The 13,537-nt window shown below is 69.0% G+C and carries 13 protein-coding genes and 1 tRNA gene; 11 read left to right on the top strand and 3 right to left on the bottom strand.

All coding sequences use genetic code 11. From position 1 onward, the window contains the following. Nucleotides 1–198 precede the first annotated feature (198 nt). Together E9232_RS17080 and E9232_RS17085 are read left to right on the top strand one after the other, a co-directional pair. Entirely contained in the window at nucleotides 199–798 is a 600-nt protein-coding gene (locus E9232_RS17080; RefSeq protein WP_309795735.1) for a peroxidase-related enzyme, read from the top strand. Between the two features lie 21 nt (nucleotides 799–819). Continuing rightward, nucleotides 820–1,923 carry an NAD(P)/FAD-dependent oxidoreductase gene (locus E9232_RS17085; RefSeq protein ID WP_309795736.1) on the top strand — a complete coding sequence of 368 codons (1,104 nt, stop codon included), beginning with the start codon at nucleotides 820–822 and terminating at the stop codon, nucleotides 1,921–1,923. 7 nt (nucleotides 1,924–1,930) lie between these two features. On the opposite strand, the gene E9232_RS17090 is transcribed toward E9232_RS17085, so the two are convergent. Further along, complete coding sequence (locus tag E9232_RS17090) at nucleotides 1,931–2,326, bottom strand: SRPBCC family protein (protein ID WP_309795738.1); 396 nt, start codon at nucleotides 2,324–2,326, stop codon at nucleotides 1,931–1,933. Nucleotides 2,327–2,499: 173 nt separating this feature from the next. Here E9232_RS17090 and E9232_RS17095 point away from each other — a divergent pair, with 173 nt between their 5' ends. After that, nucleotides 2,500–2,838, top strand: a complete 339-nt coding sequence (locus tag E9232_RS17095; RefSeq protein ID WP_309795740.1) for a hypothetical protein — start codon at nucleotides 2,500–2,502, stop codon at nucleotides 2,836–2,838. A gap of 6 nt (nucleotides 2,839–2,844) precedes the next feature. On the opposite strand, the gene E9232_RS17100 is transcribed toward E9232_RS17095, so the two are convergent. Continuing rightward, the gene (locus E9232_RS17100) at nucleotides 2,845–3,312 is read right to left on the bottom strand and encodes a GFA family protein (RefSeq protein WP_309795742.1); all 468 of its coding nucleotides are present in this window, start codon (nucleotides 3,310–3,312) and stop codon (nucleotides 2,845–2,847) included. Nucleotides 3,313–4,709: 1,397 nt separating this feature from the next. Next, nucleotides 4,710–4,802, bottom strand: a tRNA-Ser gene (locus E9232_RS17105). A 146-nt stretch (nucleotides 4,803–4,948) separates the two neighbouring features. Here E9232_RS17105 and E9232_RS17110 point away from each other — a divergent pair. The 8 genes from E9232_RS17110 to E9232_RS17145 all read left to right on the top strand — a co-directional run bounded on the left by E9232_RS17110 (nucleotide 4,949) and on the right by E9232_RS17145 (nucleotide 13,536). Beyond that, nucleotides 4,949–5,731 (top strand): arginine deiminase family protein, encoded by a 783-nt coding sequence (locus E9232_RS17110; RefSeq protein ID WP_309795744.1) that lies wholly within the window; start codon nucleotides 4,949–4,951, stop codon nucleotides 5,729–5,731. A 107-nt stretch (nucleotides 5,732–5,838) separates the two neighbouring features. After that, nucleotides 5,839–7,050 (top strand): glycosyltransferase family 4 protein, encoded by a 1,212-nt coding sequence (locus E9232_RS17115; protein ID WP_309795745.1) that lies wholly within the window; start codon nucleotides 5,839–5,841, stop codon nucleotides 7,048–7,050. Between the two features lie 11 nt (nucleotides 7,051–7,061). Next, on the top strand, nucleotides 7,062–7,805 hold the full coding sequence (locus E9232_RS17120) for a hypothetical protein (RefSeq protein WP_309795747.1): 744 nt from the start codon (nucleotides 7,062–7,064) through the stop codon (nucleotides 7,803–7,805). A gap of 259 nt (nucleotides 7,806–8,064) precedes the next feature. After that, nucleotides 8,065–8,979, top strand: a complete 915-nt coding sequence (locus tag E9232_RS17125; protein ID WP_309795749.1) for a hypothetical protein — start codon at nucleotides 8,065–8,067, stop codon at nucleotides 8,977–8,979. A gap of 194 nt (nucleotides 8,980–9,173) precedes the next feature. After that, the gene (locus E9232_RS17130) at nucleotides 9,174–10,106 is read left to right on the top strand and encodes a hypothetical protein (protein WP_309795751.1); all 933 of its coding nucleotides are present in this window, start codon (nucleotides 9,174–9,176) and stop codon (nucleotides 10,104–10,106) included. Next, nucleotides 10,099–10,992, top strand: coding sequence for a hypothetical protein (locus E9232_RS17135; RefSeq protein ID WP_309795752.1), 894 nt, complete (start codon nucleotides 10,099–10,101; stop codon nucleotides 10,990–10,992). The genes E9232_RS17130 and E9232_RS17135 overlap by 8 nt, the downstream gene beginning before the upstream one ends. A 65-nt stretch (nucleotides 10,993–11,057) precedes the next feature. Beyond that, complete coding sequence (locus tag E9232_RS17140) at nucleotides 11,058–12,596, top strand: MBOAT family O-acyltransferase (RefSeq protein ID WP_309795754.1); 1,539 nt, start codon at nucleotides 11,058–11,060, stop codon at nucleotides 12,594–12,596. Nucleotides 12,597–12,645: 49 nt separating this feature from the next. Continuing rightward, on the top strand, nucleotides 12,646–13,536 hold the full coding sequence (locus E9232_RS17145) for a hypothetical protein (protein WP_309795756.1): 891 nt from the start codon (nucleotides 12,646–12,648) through the stop codon (nucleotides 13,534–13,536). Nucleotide 13,537: the final 1 nt, after the last annotated feature.

Consider the following 13,537-nt stretch of genomic DNA (forward strand, 5'->3'; position numbering starts at 1 on the left):
CTCCCGGACGCGCTCACCAACTCCCTGGCCTGGGCCCCCCCCCCGGGGGCCGGTTAGCCCCGGTGGCCTTTAAACACCACGGGCGTGTGGGGGTTGGGTTCCCCCCCCCCCACCCCACCCCACGTCTGCTCATCCGGGCGGCGCCGCGACCACCGCCCGGATTCCCGCCGATAGCGGGTTCTGAACAGGGAGGATCGGATGGCGAAGGCGAAGAAGACCCCCGGCAAGGCAGCGGCCAAGGCCCTGTCCTGGCTGAAGCTCGGCGCGCTGCGCGCCGACGCGGCGGCCAAGGCGGTGTTCGCGCAGACCGAGGCGCGCATCGGCTATGTCAGGACCACCCAGCGGCTGCTGGCGCACAAGCCGGCGCTGCTCCTGGCGCAGGAGGGCCTGAGCCGCGCCGTGATGCGCGATCCCGACGGGACCTTGAGCGACCGCGAGCGCGAGCTGATCGCACTGGTGGTCAGCAGCGAGAACCGATGCCAGCCCTGCGTCTTCGGCCATGCCGCGGAGCTGCGCCGGATCACCGGCGATGCGCTGTGGGTCGGCAAGGTCGAGGTCAATCATCGCCATGCCGAGCTGGGCAAGCGCGAGCGGGCGATCGCCGACTATGTGCTGAAGATCACCCGGGCGCCGGGCGAGATCGAGGAGGCGGACCTCGCGCCGCTGCGCGCCGCCGGCCTGGCCGACACGGAAATCCTGGAGGCGGCCGCGGTCGCCGCCTATTTCAACTTCAGCAACCGCATCAACAACGCGCTCGGCATCGCGCCGAACCCGGAAGCCTATGCGGCGCGTCGCTGAGGCGGGGACGGAAGGACGACCATGGCAGCGGTGATCGTGATCGGCGCCGGCATCATCGGCGCCTCGGTGGCCTTCCGGCTGGCCCAGGCGGGCGCGTCGGTGACGGTGCTGGAGGCGACGCGGATCGGCGCCGGCACCTCCGGCACCAGCTTCTGCTGGACCAACGCGCACGACAAGGCGCCGCGGCCCTACCACGACCTCAACGTCGCCGGCATGAAGGCGCATCGGGCGCTGCGCGACGAGTTCGCGGCCACGCCCTGGCTGCATGAGAATGGCTGCCTGGAATGGGCAGACGAGGCCGGCCGGGAGAAGCAGCGCCAGCGGGTCGAACGGCTGCAGGGCTGGGGCTATGCCGCCGAATGGATCGGCGCCGCGGAACTGCGCGAGCTGGCGCCCGACGTCGACCCCGCCGCGGTCGGCGACGCGCCGGTGGCGTGGTTTCCGGAGGAGGGCTGGGTCGACCCGGTGGTCTACGCCCAGGCGATGCTGGCCGCGGCCGGACGACTCGGCGCCCGGGTGGTGATCGGCGCCCGGGTGGCGCGGCTGGATGTACGGGCCGGCAAGGCGACCGGCGTGACCACGGCCGACGGCACCGCCCATTTCGCCGACGCCGTGGTCAACTGCACCGGGCGCTGGGCCGACGATGCCGGCTTCGAGCCGGGCCTGCGCATCCCGCTGGCGCCGACCGCCGGCCTGCTGGTGTTCACGCCGCCGGTGGCGACCGGCCTCGACCGCGTGCTGCAGGCGCCGGACTGCCACATCCGGCCGGATGGGGCGGGGCGGCTGCTGGTGTGCCGCAACGACGCCGAATTCGACCCCGCCGCGGCGCCGCGGCCCAGTGTCGACCTGCCCGAGGTGCGTGACCTGCTCCGCCGCGCCCGCGTCATCCTGCCGGCGATCGGCCCGGTGGAGCCCGAGGCTGTGCGCCTGGGCATCCGCGCCATCCCGCGCGACGGCTATTCCGCCGTCGGGCCGCTGCCGCAGGTGCAGGGCTACTACGCCGCCGTGACCCACAGCGGCGTGACCCTTGCGGCCTTCCTCGGGATGGCGGTGGCCGACGAGGTCGCGCGCGGCATCACGCGGCCCGAGCTGGCGACCTTCCGCCCGGCCCGCTTCTTCGGCTGAGGCGGCCTCAAGACTCCAGCACGCGCTTCAGCGTCGCCAGGTCGCGCGCCACCCAATCGGCATCAGCGGCGAATCTGGCGTCGTCCATCTCCGGCTGGCGGAACAGGTGCAGCGTCACCTCGCTGCCGCCGTCATTGGCCAGCACCCGCATCGGGATGGCGATCTCGGCGCCCGCGGGCGGGATCACCCAATGGTCGGCGATGCGGAACGGGTTGGGCGGGGTGAAGCGCACCCGCATGGTCCCGTCCGGCGTCTCGGCGGCCCAGCCGTCGCCGTCGCGCCGCAGCGATCCGGCCAGGCCGCTGGCCCATTTCATGAAGTTTTCGGGGATGGCCAGGAAACCGTAGACGGCGTCGGGGTCGCGATCGATCCAGACGCTGAGGGTGCGGGAGGGCAGGGACATGGCGGGCCTCACTGTGATGTCGCCGGATTCTGCCCGATCCGCCGTCGCCCGGCTTGAACGAAACGGACGGTTCCTGAATTGTTCTTTTTTCTGGACTCCGACGCGTGTTCGCATTATGTTCCAATCTCGTCGGATCGGCGAGGGAGTCGCCGTCCGGTCACAGGAGATCGGGAATGGCGGTCACGCGCGAAGTCCGGGAACGGGATGGTCTGAAGCTCTACCGCAACACCCTGTCGCGGCGCCTGCTGGCGGCGGAGGGTACGGCGCGGATGCTGCAGGCGGCGCTGCGGGAGTTTCCCGATTTGCTCGGTTTCGACCAGTGGGCGCACCCCTCCGGCGCGCTGATGCTGTGCCGCACCGACAACCGCCCGACGGTGCTGGCCAAGGACAAGGCCTGGACGCCGGCGCGCGGTGACCTGGTCTTCGCCGCGGCGCGGACGGACAGCGAGATCCCGACGATGGCGCTGCCGCACGGGCAGCTCGGCGAGGGCGCCCAGCCGGCGTTCCTCTGAGAACGGTCAGCCCAGGATGGCGTGCCGGCGCTCCAGGCTCGGCTGCGGCCACAGCGTCCCGATGTCGTAGAAGATCTCGAAGGCGGGGGCGCCCTCGGGCAGCACGACCCAGGGCAGCTTCGACCGGGTGAAGATGTGGGCGTCCGGCGCCAGCGCCGTGGGATCGTCGAGCGTGCCGACGCGGACGAAGCGCAGCGCGGGGCGGCCGCCATAGTCGCTCCACAGCGCCGTGCGGCAGGCAGGGCAGCGGTGGATGTCGTGCGGCCGGCCGCTATCGGTGGGCATGGCGACCGGCTCCGGCCGGCCCGACAGCAGGGCGATCCGGTCGGTCTCGATCAGGGCGTTGACCACGAAGGCGCTGCCGGTCTGGCGCTGGCAGTCGCGGCAATGGCAGCAATTCACGAACATCGGCGCCGACAGCAGCCGGTACCGCACTGCCCCGCAGAAGCAGCCGCCCTCCATGGTGCTGGTCATCAGCCTTCTCCGACCACCCAGGGTCTCCGGCCACGATTTTACTCTCGGCGGGTGGGAATCGGCAATCGCTGGGCTCTCACGGAGGGGAAGGATCGGGCAGGTCGCCTTGCAAGTGACCCGCCCGAACCCCCGGACGGACCCGCTGCGGTTTGCCCGGAAGGGGGATCCAGAACACGCCGCAACGGACCCCTCCGAGAATAAACCATAGGTTGTACGGTGCATGTGGCAATACACCCTTTTGGGCGTGGTCCAAGCACCAATCTCGGCGGGCCGTGAACAATGGGTGTGAGGTCGGGCAAGCGCTGTTGCGGACGACGCCTGCCCGACCCCACCTGAGGGAAGCCACATGGCCAGCGTGAAGGGGGTTCTCTGGCAGGCCGCATGGAAACCCGAGGGAAAGCCTAGAGGGGTCGCCCCTCAACCGGAACCGCCACTTCCGGAGGTGGCCTGTGGTCCGCTTCAGCTTATTGGGGGATTTCTCGCACCAAAGGTCGCCGCAAACAACGTGAAGCGGACCCTTCGAGGAAGGTATCGTCGCCCCGGCGCACCCTTTGGCCAAACCGCGGTATGTCAAGATGCGATGGCGTTCGGGCGGCCCGGAGGCCAACGAACTTAGATGCCGGGCTGCCCGCTTCCTTTGACCGCATCAGACGCCGCCTCCTTCGCCGCACGCTCGATCGCCTGGTAATCCCTGCGCGGACCGTCAACCCACCGAAGTCTGACGAACCGGTTTCGGAACACGGTGAACCGACCGGCGTAACGTGCACATGAAACGGTGCCATTCTTGCCGTCCCACGTCACCGACCAATCAGATGGCGATAGGCCCTTTGCCACGTCACTCTCCGGGCTGGCGCGCATTTGGGAGCAATCCAAAGACCCGGTCTGCATGGGCTCCCCCGTACAGGCCGGGCCTCGGGCCGCGGGGCAGGCAGAGGACCTCCGCGGCCGGACGAACGTCACCATTGCCGGGCGAGAGCGTCTAGTCAGCCATTCGGCTCAGGAGGAAGCGTAAAAGGGCAGGGTGGGGCGTATGGGGTGGCTGGGCGAACTGCAAGGCGTTGCGCGCGAAGCGACGCGCAAGCGCAGAAGTGGCGTGCCGAACGAACGACGCTCGCTGCATCCAGTCGGGTAAGGGCGCCAGGCTGCGCGCCAGGGCGAGCCCGTTCGCGACAGAAGCAGGGTCCTCGGTCTCGAACGCAGGAGGGCGGCCCCGAACGATCGAGGCGGTGCGTGGTCGGAATGCCTTGTCACGACAAAATCCTTCCCTGAAATGCCTGATCGTCACCGAAAGGCCAGGGGAGTCGAGTCGGGGTCAGCTGGGTGGGTGCGCCGATGTTGTAGGCCGGTTTATCAGCCTTCAACATTTCCGGGCCAAATCAACAGCTTGTTGAAATCATTGGCGGAGGGAAAGGGATTCGAACCCTTGATACGGCTCAACACCGTATACCCGCTTTCCAGGCGAGCGCCTTCAACCACTCGGCCACCCCTCCGCTGGAGGCCGGACAATACTCACGAGGCCCTGCTTCGGCAAGCGGGCAAATGCGCGATTTTTCACGTCGCTTCCGGCGTGGCGACCGGCCGGGCGGCGCGATAGAGTCGGCGCCGCCAGAAGGGCAGGTAAGCAGGGAGAGTTGGCATGGCCGAAGTGTTCCGGTTCGATCGCGCCTTGGCGCGCCGGCCCGCCGATTCCGCCGTGGACGGGCTGCGCGCCGTCGACCGCGGCGCGCCGGACATGGTGCGGTTCCGGGCCGAGCATGCCGCCTATCTCGCGGCGCTGGAGGCTGCCGGCGTGGCGGTCGAGGTGCTGCCGCCGCTCGACGGCTTCCCGGATTCGGTGTTCATGGAAGACCCGGCCCTGACCTTCCCCGAAGGCGCCATCCTGCTGCGGCCGGGCGCGCCGTCGCGGCTGGGCGAGGCCGCCGAGGTCGCCGCCGAGCTGCGCGCCCGATTCGAGCGGGTGCTGGCGATGGAGGCCGGCTTCGCCGAGGGCGGCGACGTGCTGGTGACCCCGCGCGCGGTGATGATCGGCCTGTCCGCCCGCACCGATGCCCGCGGCGCCGGCGCCCTGGCCGCGCTGCTGGCCGAGCTCGGCCGCAAGGCGGAGATCGTGACGCCGCCGCCCGGCGTGCTGCACTTCAAGACCGCCTGCTCGCTGCTCGACTCCGAGACGGTGTTGGCGACCGGGCAGTTGGCCGGCTTCTTCCCCGGGCTGCGCGTGGTCCTGGTGCCGGAAGGCGAGGAGGCGGCCGCCAACGCCCTGCGGGTGAACGACGTCGTCATGGTGGGGGCGGCGTTTCCGCGCACCGCCGAGGCGCTGGACCGGCTCGGCTACCGCGTCGTGCCGCTTGATGTGGCGGAGACCGGCAAGCTCGATGCCGGCCTGTCCTGCATGTCGCTGCGCTGGGGCCTCGCCGGCTGACGGGTCGGGCCGGGGGCTGAGCCGCCCGCCCCGATGTCGCCGCATGGCACGCATCCCGGCGCTGATGGTGGGTGCGCACCCGGTCCGGTCCGGTTATATCGTATCCCGTGACTGTAAATCTCCTTCCCCAAGACGACGCCGCCGACCAGGGTTCCGAACCGGTCGACCTCCACGGGCGAACCATCCTGCAGGTGCTGCCGGCGCTCGGCACCGGCGGGGCCGAGCGCGGCTGCGTCGACGTCGCCGCGGCGATCGAGGCGGCGGGCGGGAAGGCCCTGGTCGCCTCGGCCGGCGGCGCCATGCTGCGCGACCTCGCCCGCACCGGGGCCGACCACATCACCCTGCCGCTCGGCGGCAAGAACCCGCTGACGATCTGGCGCAACATCCGCCGGCTGGAAGCCGTGATCCGCGAGCGCGGTGTCGACCTGGTGCATGCCCGCAGCCGGGCCCCGGCCTGGAGCGCGCAGGCCGCCTGCCGCCGGGCCGGCATCCCCTTCGTCACCACAGTGCACGCGCCCTACAACCAGCACAGCGCCGCCAAGCGGCTGTACAATTCGATCATGGTGCGCGGCGACCGGGTGATCGCCATCTCCGACTTCATCGCCCGCCACATCGTCGAGACCTATGGCGCCGACCCGGCACGGATCCGCACCATCCCGCGCGGCGTCGACCTCCGGCAATTCGCGATCGAGGCGGTCTCGGCCCAGCGCATCATCACCCTGGCCCGGGCCTGGCGCGCGCCGGACGACCGGCCGATCGTGCTGATGCCGGGGCGGCTGAGCCGGTGGAAGGGCCAGGCGGTGGTGATCGACGCGCTGGCACGGCTGGGCCGGCGCGACCTGCACTGCCTGATCGTCGGCAGCGACCAGGGCCGCACCGGCTACCGCAAGGAACTGATCGATCGGATCGCCGCCAAGGGCCTGAACGGCGTGGTCCAGCTGGTCGACCATTGCGACGACATGCCGGCCGCCTACATGCTGTCCGACGTCGTGGTGCACGCCTCGACCGACCCCGAGGGCTTCGGCCGGGTGGTGGTGGAGGCGATGGCGCTGGGCCGCCCGGTGATCGCCACCGACATCGGGGCGCCGCCGGAGCTTGTGGTCGAGGGCGAGACCGGCTGGCTGGTGCCGCCGGCCGATCCGGACGCGCTGGCGGCGGCGATCGACCAGGCCCTGTCGCTGACGCCCGAGGCGCGCAGCCGGATGGCGGAGCAGGCCATCGCCACGGTCGCGGGGCAGTACACCAAGGAAGCCATGACCGCGGCCACCCTGCGCGTCTACCAGGAGCTGCTGGGCGCGCCGGCCCCGTCGGGCGGCTAAGGGACGTCGCGATGCTGCCGCTGCTCGCCAAGACCTACGCCCTGGCCGGGGCCCTGGCCGCACCCGGCCGCACCCGTCGGATCATGCGGCTGAAGAACCGCCATGCCGGCGAGCGCTGCTTCCTGCTGGGCAATGCGCCGTCGCTGGTGCAGTTCGACCTGTCGAAGCTGGCCGGCGAGCAGTTCTTCGTGGTCAAGAAGGGCTACAAGGCGCTGGAGCACGGGCTGCCGTCGCCGATCCCGTACTATGTGCTCAGCGACCTGCGCGGCTGGGACCGGATCAAGGCCGATGTCTCGACCCTGCCGGTCGGAACCTATCTGGTGCGCGACACCATCGCCGCCCAGCCGGAGTTCCAGCCGCCCGCCGACCGGGTGGTGACCTTCCCCAGCTATCGCGGCGGCCTGCGCAAGCAGGGGTTCCGGCACCAGCCCTGGCACGGCCTGGGCAATGATTCGACCGTCATCCTGTTCGCCGCCCAGATCGCGCATTACCTCGGCTTCGCCGAGGTCTACATCCTCGGCGTCGATCTCGACTACTCCCAGGCCACGACCTATTTCTACGCCGTCGGGCAGAGCGAGACGAACCAGTACGCCCGGCCCGAGGACGAGATCTACGCGCGTGAGTTCGGCACGCTGCGCCAGGCCTTCGATGCCGATGGCCGGATCCTGCGCAATGTCGGCCGCGGCGGCGCGGTGATGGGGCTGGAGCGGGCGGATTACGACGCGGTGCTGGCACAGCCGAAGCCAGGACGCTGAATGCGCGGCGTGAGAAATTGTGAGCGACGCTAAAGACAACTTAACCCATCTGTGCCATGGATCGGGTGGGGGAGCGATGCCGGCGGCGCCGGCAGGCGGGCCGGTCGAACTCTGCGACGCGGTCCCGGCTGCCGACGAATAGCCGCCTGCCGCCGGAATCGGATGAGAGAGCGTAGGACGCTCGGGTGGTCGACATGTTTGGCAGATGGATCGGTGCCGCTTGGCCTGCCGGACGGCGTGGCATGAAAGGGCGCGCCGAATGAGGAAACGCCCGTCCCGCCTGCTGCGGGCGCGCATGGCTTTGGCCGTACTGCGTGAAAATCTTCGGAAGTCCGGCAATGCCCGCCGCCTGCAGGATCATCGCCGCCGCCTCCGGGGCGAACTGCCCGCGCCGGGTGGGCCGGGAGTGGTCTTTGCCGCCTGCGATGATGCCTATTACGCGCGTTTCGCGACCGACTTCTTGTTCTCAGCCGAAGACACAGGATATGCGCATCGCATCCACTTGCACCTGTATGATCCATCGGCGCGAACGTTGGCCCATATCGGCGCGCTGCGGCGGGGCTTGCGCCATACCCAACTGACTTACAGTTGGGAGGATAACCGCTATGAAAGATACGGGATCGACAACGTCATCTACTTCGCTGCCGCGCGATTCATCATGATCCATCACCTGCTGCAGGAATGCCGGTCTCCGATTCTCGGGGTCGACATCGACGGCTTCATTCACCGTCCGCTCGATGGCGCGTTCGACCTGATCGGGGAGGCCGACGTGACCTTCCATTTCCGATTCGGCGAGAGGCGGGTCTGGCGCCGGATCCTCGCCGCGGCGGTGGGCTTCAACCACACCCCGGAGGGGCTGCGGTTCTGCGAACGCGCGGCGCGGAGCATCTTGGCGAGCCTGCGTCTGCACCCCGATTTCCACACCGACCAGACCATTCTCTACCACGCCTACCGGTTCGCCCGGCGCTGGCTGCCGGCCATCCGCTGGCAGCATCTGCCGCTCAGCCTGGTCGACTACGATTTCCAGGACGACAGCTTCATCTGGACCGCCAAGGGGCCGCGGAAGGAGGATGCGTCGTTCATGCGGGTGATCGGCGAATTGCAGAGCAAGCACGCCCCGGAATACGGCGCCTTGCCGAGGCTGGGCCCGGCGGAATCCCAGGCCGCGCCGTGAGCGGATCCTGCTGTCCGGCTGTGGTGCAGGCAAGCCGGGCTGGGCGGGTTGGCCAGCCGCAAACATGATGTGATGCCCGCCACAGTATGGTATTTCTTTTTCCGCTAGCTCTCAGGTAAGCGGCCACTCGGCGGTGGGGGGCGACAGTCCATCGTCGCTTGGTGCAAGGAACTAAGGGTCTTGGACAAGACGTCATGAGCGGCGCTTCACTTAAAAGACTATCCCGGTTGTTTTTGAGGCGGTTGTCATATTCCATTCTTTTGGAGAACCTGATCGATACCCAGTCGAAGGGCGCGGTCAAGGACTACCGTCTTAGGATTCGAGGCAACACGCCGGATATGGGCGCGCCGGGAATCGTCTTCTGCGGTTGCGACGATGGGTACTACCGGAAATTCGCCCCCAGCTTTTTGCTCTCCGCAGAGAAGCTGGGCGAGCCTCTGCATATCCATGTCCACCTGTGTGGGCCGTCCCAGGAAACTCTCGACCATATCGACCGGATGCGGCGATCGCTGGCCCATGTAAGGCTGTCGTTCACCTGGGAAGACGATTCGTACCGGAAGCTTTCTCTTCCCAGGCCGATCTATTTCTCCGCGGCGCGGTTCCTGGTCCTGCATCATCTGTTGCTGGCGTGCCGCGCGCCGATCCTGTGCGTCGATATCGACGGCATCATCCATCGCCCGCTCGGCAACGTCTTCAAGATGATCGAGCGCGCCGATGTGACGCTGCACTTCCGCCTCGGCGAGCGGCGGGTCTGGCGGCGGGTGATGGCCGGCGCGGTCGGGGTCAGCCACACCAAGGAAGCCCTCGGCTTCTGCGAGAAGCTTGCGGCCGGCATCTGGAAGGCGCTGCACATGCGCCCCACCGACCACATCGACCAGCCGGTGATCTACTACCTCTACGCCATCCGCCGGCTGCTCAAGCCGCGGATCCGGTGGCAGCACATGCCGATCGATCTCGTCGATGTCGAATTCGGCGAGGACAGCGTCATCTGGTCGGCCAAGGGCGCCCGCAAGGAGGATGCCGTGTTCGCGCGCGCCGCCTCGGCGCTCGAGGCGCAGTACGCGCTGGATGTCGAGCAGCCGCACGCGATCTATGCCGAGGCCCGGGGCGACGGCACCCATGGGTAGGGTCTACGTGTTCTGGGGGGTGACGATCGGGAAGCCCGGCTCCGCGCTGGCCGAAGGGGCGTCCCGTCTCGGCATCGTCCATATGAGCACCCCGGCGCGGTTCGAGCCGGACGACGTCGCCATTCTCTGGGCGCCGTTCCGCGGCACCTTCCGCAGCGACGTCTATCGCCAGATCCGGGCCGCCGGCGGCCGCGCGATCATCGGCGAGAATGGCTGGCTGTCGCCGATCCAGGGGCAGAAATACTACCAGGTCGCGCTGCATGGCTGGAACGGCACCGGCGACTTCCCGGATGGCGGGCCTGGCCGATGGGACTCCTGGGGCGTGCCCCTGAGCGACTGGCGCCAGGATGGGGAAAATATCCTGGTCGTCGAACAGCGGCCGAAGGGCATCAACCTGGATCCCCGGGCGATGCCGCCGGGCTGGGCGCAGAGCGTCGCCCCGGTCACGCGCCGTCCCGTGGTGCGCCGGACGCGCTTCACCGAGGCGCCGCTGGAGCGGCAGCTGGACGAGGCCTTCGCCACCCTGACCTGGACCAGCACGGTCGCGATCAAATCCTTGATCCGCGGCGTGCCGGCCTTCTATTGCGGCCCGCATATCAACTGCGGCGAACTGATGCGGCGCGGGCTGGATGTCGACCACCCGATCTATCCGGATCGCGAATCGGTGTTCCGCCGCTACGCCTGGATGCAATGGACCGAGGCCGAGATCCGGTCCGGGGAGCCGTTCGCCCGCCTGCTGGCGCTGCCGCATGACGGCAAGCCGGCCGTCCTCCTGGATCCTGACGCCGTCCCGTCGGCCTGGACCCTGGCCGGACGGGTGCGCGCCCTTGCCGCGCAGCACGGACGCAATCCGCTGGCGAAACTGGCGCAGCGCGTGGTGGGCTAGAGGGGTTCCGCGGATCGCGCCGGCCCGGCGGGATCGACCATCCATCCTGAGAGCCGCCGGCCCGCATGCTGTTCAACTCCTACGCCTTCATCCTGCTCTTCCTGCCGCTCACCTACGCGCTGTGGACGGTGGCGCGCCGCTTTGCCGGCGTGTCCTGGGCCATCGGCGTGCTGCTGGCCGCGTCCCTGGTGTTCTACGGCGCCTCGACCCGGTTCGAGATCCTGCTGCTGCTGGCGGCGATCGTGCTCAACCATCGCCTCGGCCTGGTGATCTACCGGCATCGCGAGACGCCGCGGGGCCGCGCCTGGATGCGGCTTGCGGTCGCCGGCAACCTGCTGTTCCTGTTCGTCTTCAAATACACCAGCTTCACCTCGCAGTTGGCGGCCGAGGCGCTGGGCTGGCCGGGGCTGGCGGTGCACATCGCGTTGCCGGTCGGTATCTCGTTCTACACCTTCCAGCAGATCGCCTATCTCGTGGATGTCGCTCGCGGGCAGGGTGAGCCCTGGCCGCTGCCGCGCTATGCCCTGTTCGTCGTGTTCTTCCCGCATCTGATCGCCGGGCCGATCGTCCACCATCGCGAGCTCATCCCCCAATTCGCCAGCGGGGCGCGCATGGCACGGATCGGCGATGTCGTGATCGGCCTGTCGATCTTCACCATCGGCTTGGCGAAGAAAGTGCTGGTCGCCGACAGCTTCGCCTTGATCGCCTCGCCAGTGTTCAACGCGGTGGCGCAAGGAACCCAGCCCGGCCTGCTCGACGCCTGGGCGGCGGCGCTGGCCTATGCGCTGCAGATCTATTTCGACTTTTCGGCCTATTCCGATATGGCGATCGGCCTCGGCCGGATGTTCGGCATCCAGATGCCGATCAACTTCGCCTCGCCCTATCGCTCGGGCTCGATCGTGGAGTTCTGGCGGCGCTGGCACATCACCCTGTCGCGCTTCCTGCGCGACTACCTCTACATCCCGCTCGGTGGCAACCGCCATGGGCCGGGGCGGCGCTACCTCAACGTCTTCGTCACCATGCTGCTGGGCGGCATCTGGCACGGCGCCGGCTTCACCTTCGTGATCTGGGGGGCGATGCACGGGCTGCTGATCGTCGCCTGCCAGGCCTGGCGCAGCAGCCGGCACCACGTGCCGATGCCGGCCGCCCTCGGCTGGGTGCTGACCATGACGACGGTGGTCCTGGCCTGGGTGCCCTTCCGCGCCGCCGACTTCGCCACCGCGGGACGGATCTACGCGGCGATGTTCGGCATGACCGGCGAGCTGCACGTCGCCGCGCTCGACTACGCGCCGTCGGCGACCCTGGAGATCATCCTGACCGCGCTGCTCCCGGGCCAGGCCTGGAATGTGTGGCTGTCGCTCGGCGCCGGGCTGGCAGGCCTCCTGGCCTGCCTGTGCCTGCCCAATGTCCAGACGCTGTTCCGCCGTCATGGCGTCGGCCTGCCCACCCATGGCTATGCCGACGGCATCGAGCCTCCGGCGCTGGGCCGCCTGGGGCTGGCGTGGCGACCGAGCCCTGCGACCGCCGTCCTGGCCGGGATCCTCCTGGCTGCCTGCATCCTGAACCTGAACGATGTCTCCGAATTCATCTATTTCCGCTTCTGAGGCGCGACGCTATCTGCTGACGGCCGGGGCCGTCGCCGTGGCGATGGTCGTGGCAATCTGTATCGTCTCGCTGTGGGGCATGCGCAACGGCCTGTCGGAATGGCGGGAATCGGAGCTGCTGCGCTATCAGATCGAGAAGATCGATCGCAGCCCGCAAATCGACATCCTGCTGGTGGGCGACAGCTCGTTGGGCAACGGCATCGATGCGCGGGACTGGAGCCGGCGGCTTGGTCTTTCGGTGGTGTCGCTGCCGCTGGTCGGCACGTACGGTTTCGAAGGCACCCTGAACATGCTGCGCCGGACGTTGCGCCAGACCCGGCCGCGCGTCGTGGTGGTGATGCAGACGTTGGACATGATGCGCCGCCGGCCGTCCTGGCCGGGGGCGCTCTACACCGCCCAGACCCTGGGCGACCTGGCGGAGGTGCCGCCGGCGGTTATGCTGTCGTCGCTGGCCACCTGGGACATCACGGCCGGCATGCTGCAGGCAGCGGCCAAGGGCGAGAGCGTCGATCCCGCCATCGTCCAGCTCGACTACGTCCCCCAGGACCCGGCGCGGTTCGGCGGCCCGCTCTACCCCCGCACCTACGAGCCCGGGGCGGTGCGCAAGGACTCGGCGGCGTCGCTGCGCCGCATCGGCGATTTCTGCCGGGACCAGGGGCTGACCTGCCTCTATGCCAGCGGGCCCTATCTCAACCCGCAATGCGAGGCTTCCCGGGGCTACGCCCAGGCGATCGCCGATGCCGCACGCCAGGACGGGCTGATCCCGGTGGAGGGGACGCCGGTCTGCCTGCCGCGTGCCGATGTCGGCGATTCCGAGGACCACGTCATCCCGGCGCGCCGGCCGTACTACAGCGAGATCTATCGGGCGCTGATCCTGGCCGCGATCGAACGAACGAATGTCGGAATCCGGCGTCCCGTCGCCTCGGGCTCAGGGCTCTGAC

This window comes from Inquilinus ginsengisoli, from assembly GCF_031453975.1.
GTDB classification, from domain to species: Bacteria; Pseudomonadota; Alphaproteobacteria; order DSM-16000; family Inquilinaceae; genus Inquilinus; species Inquilinus ginsengisoli_A.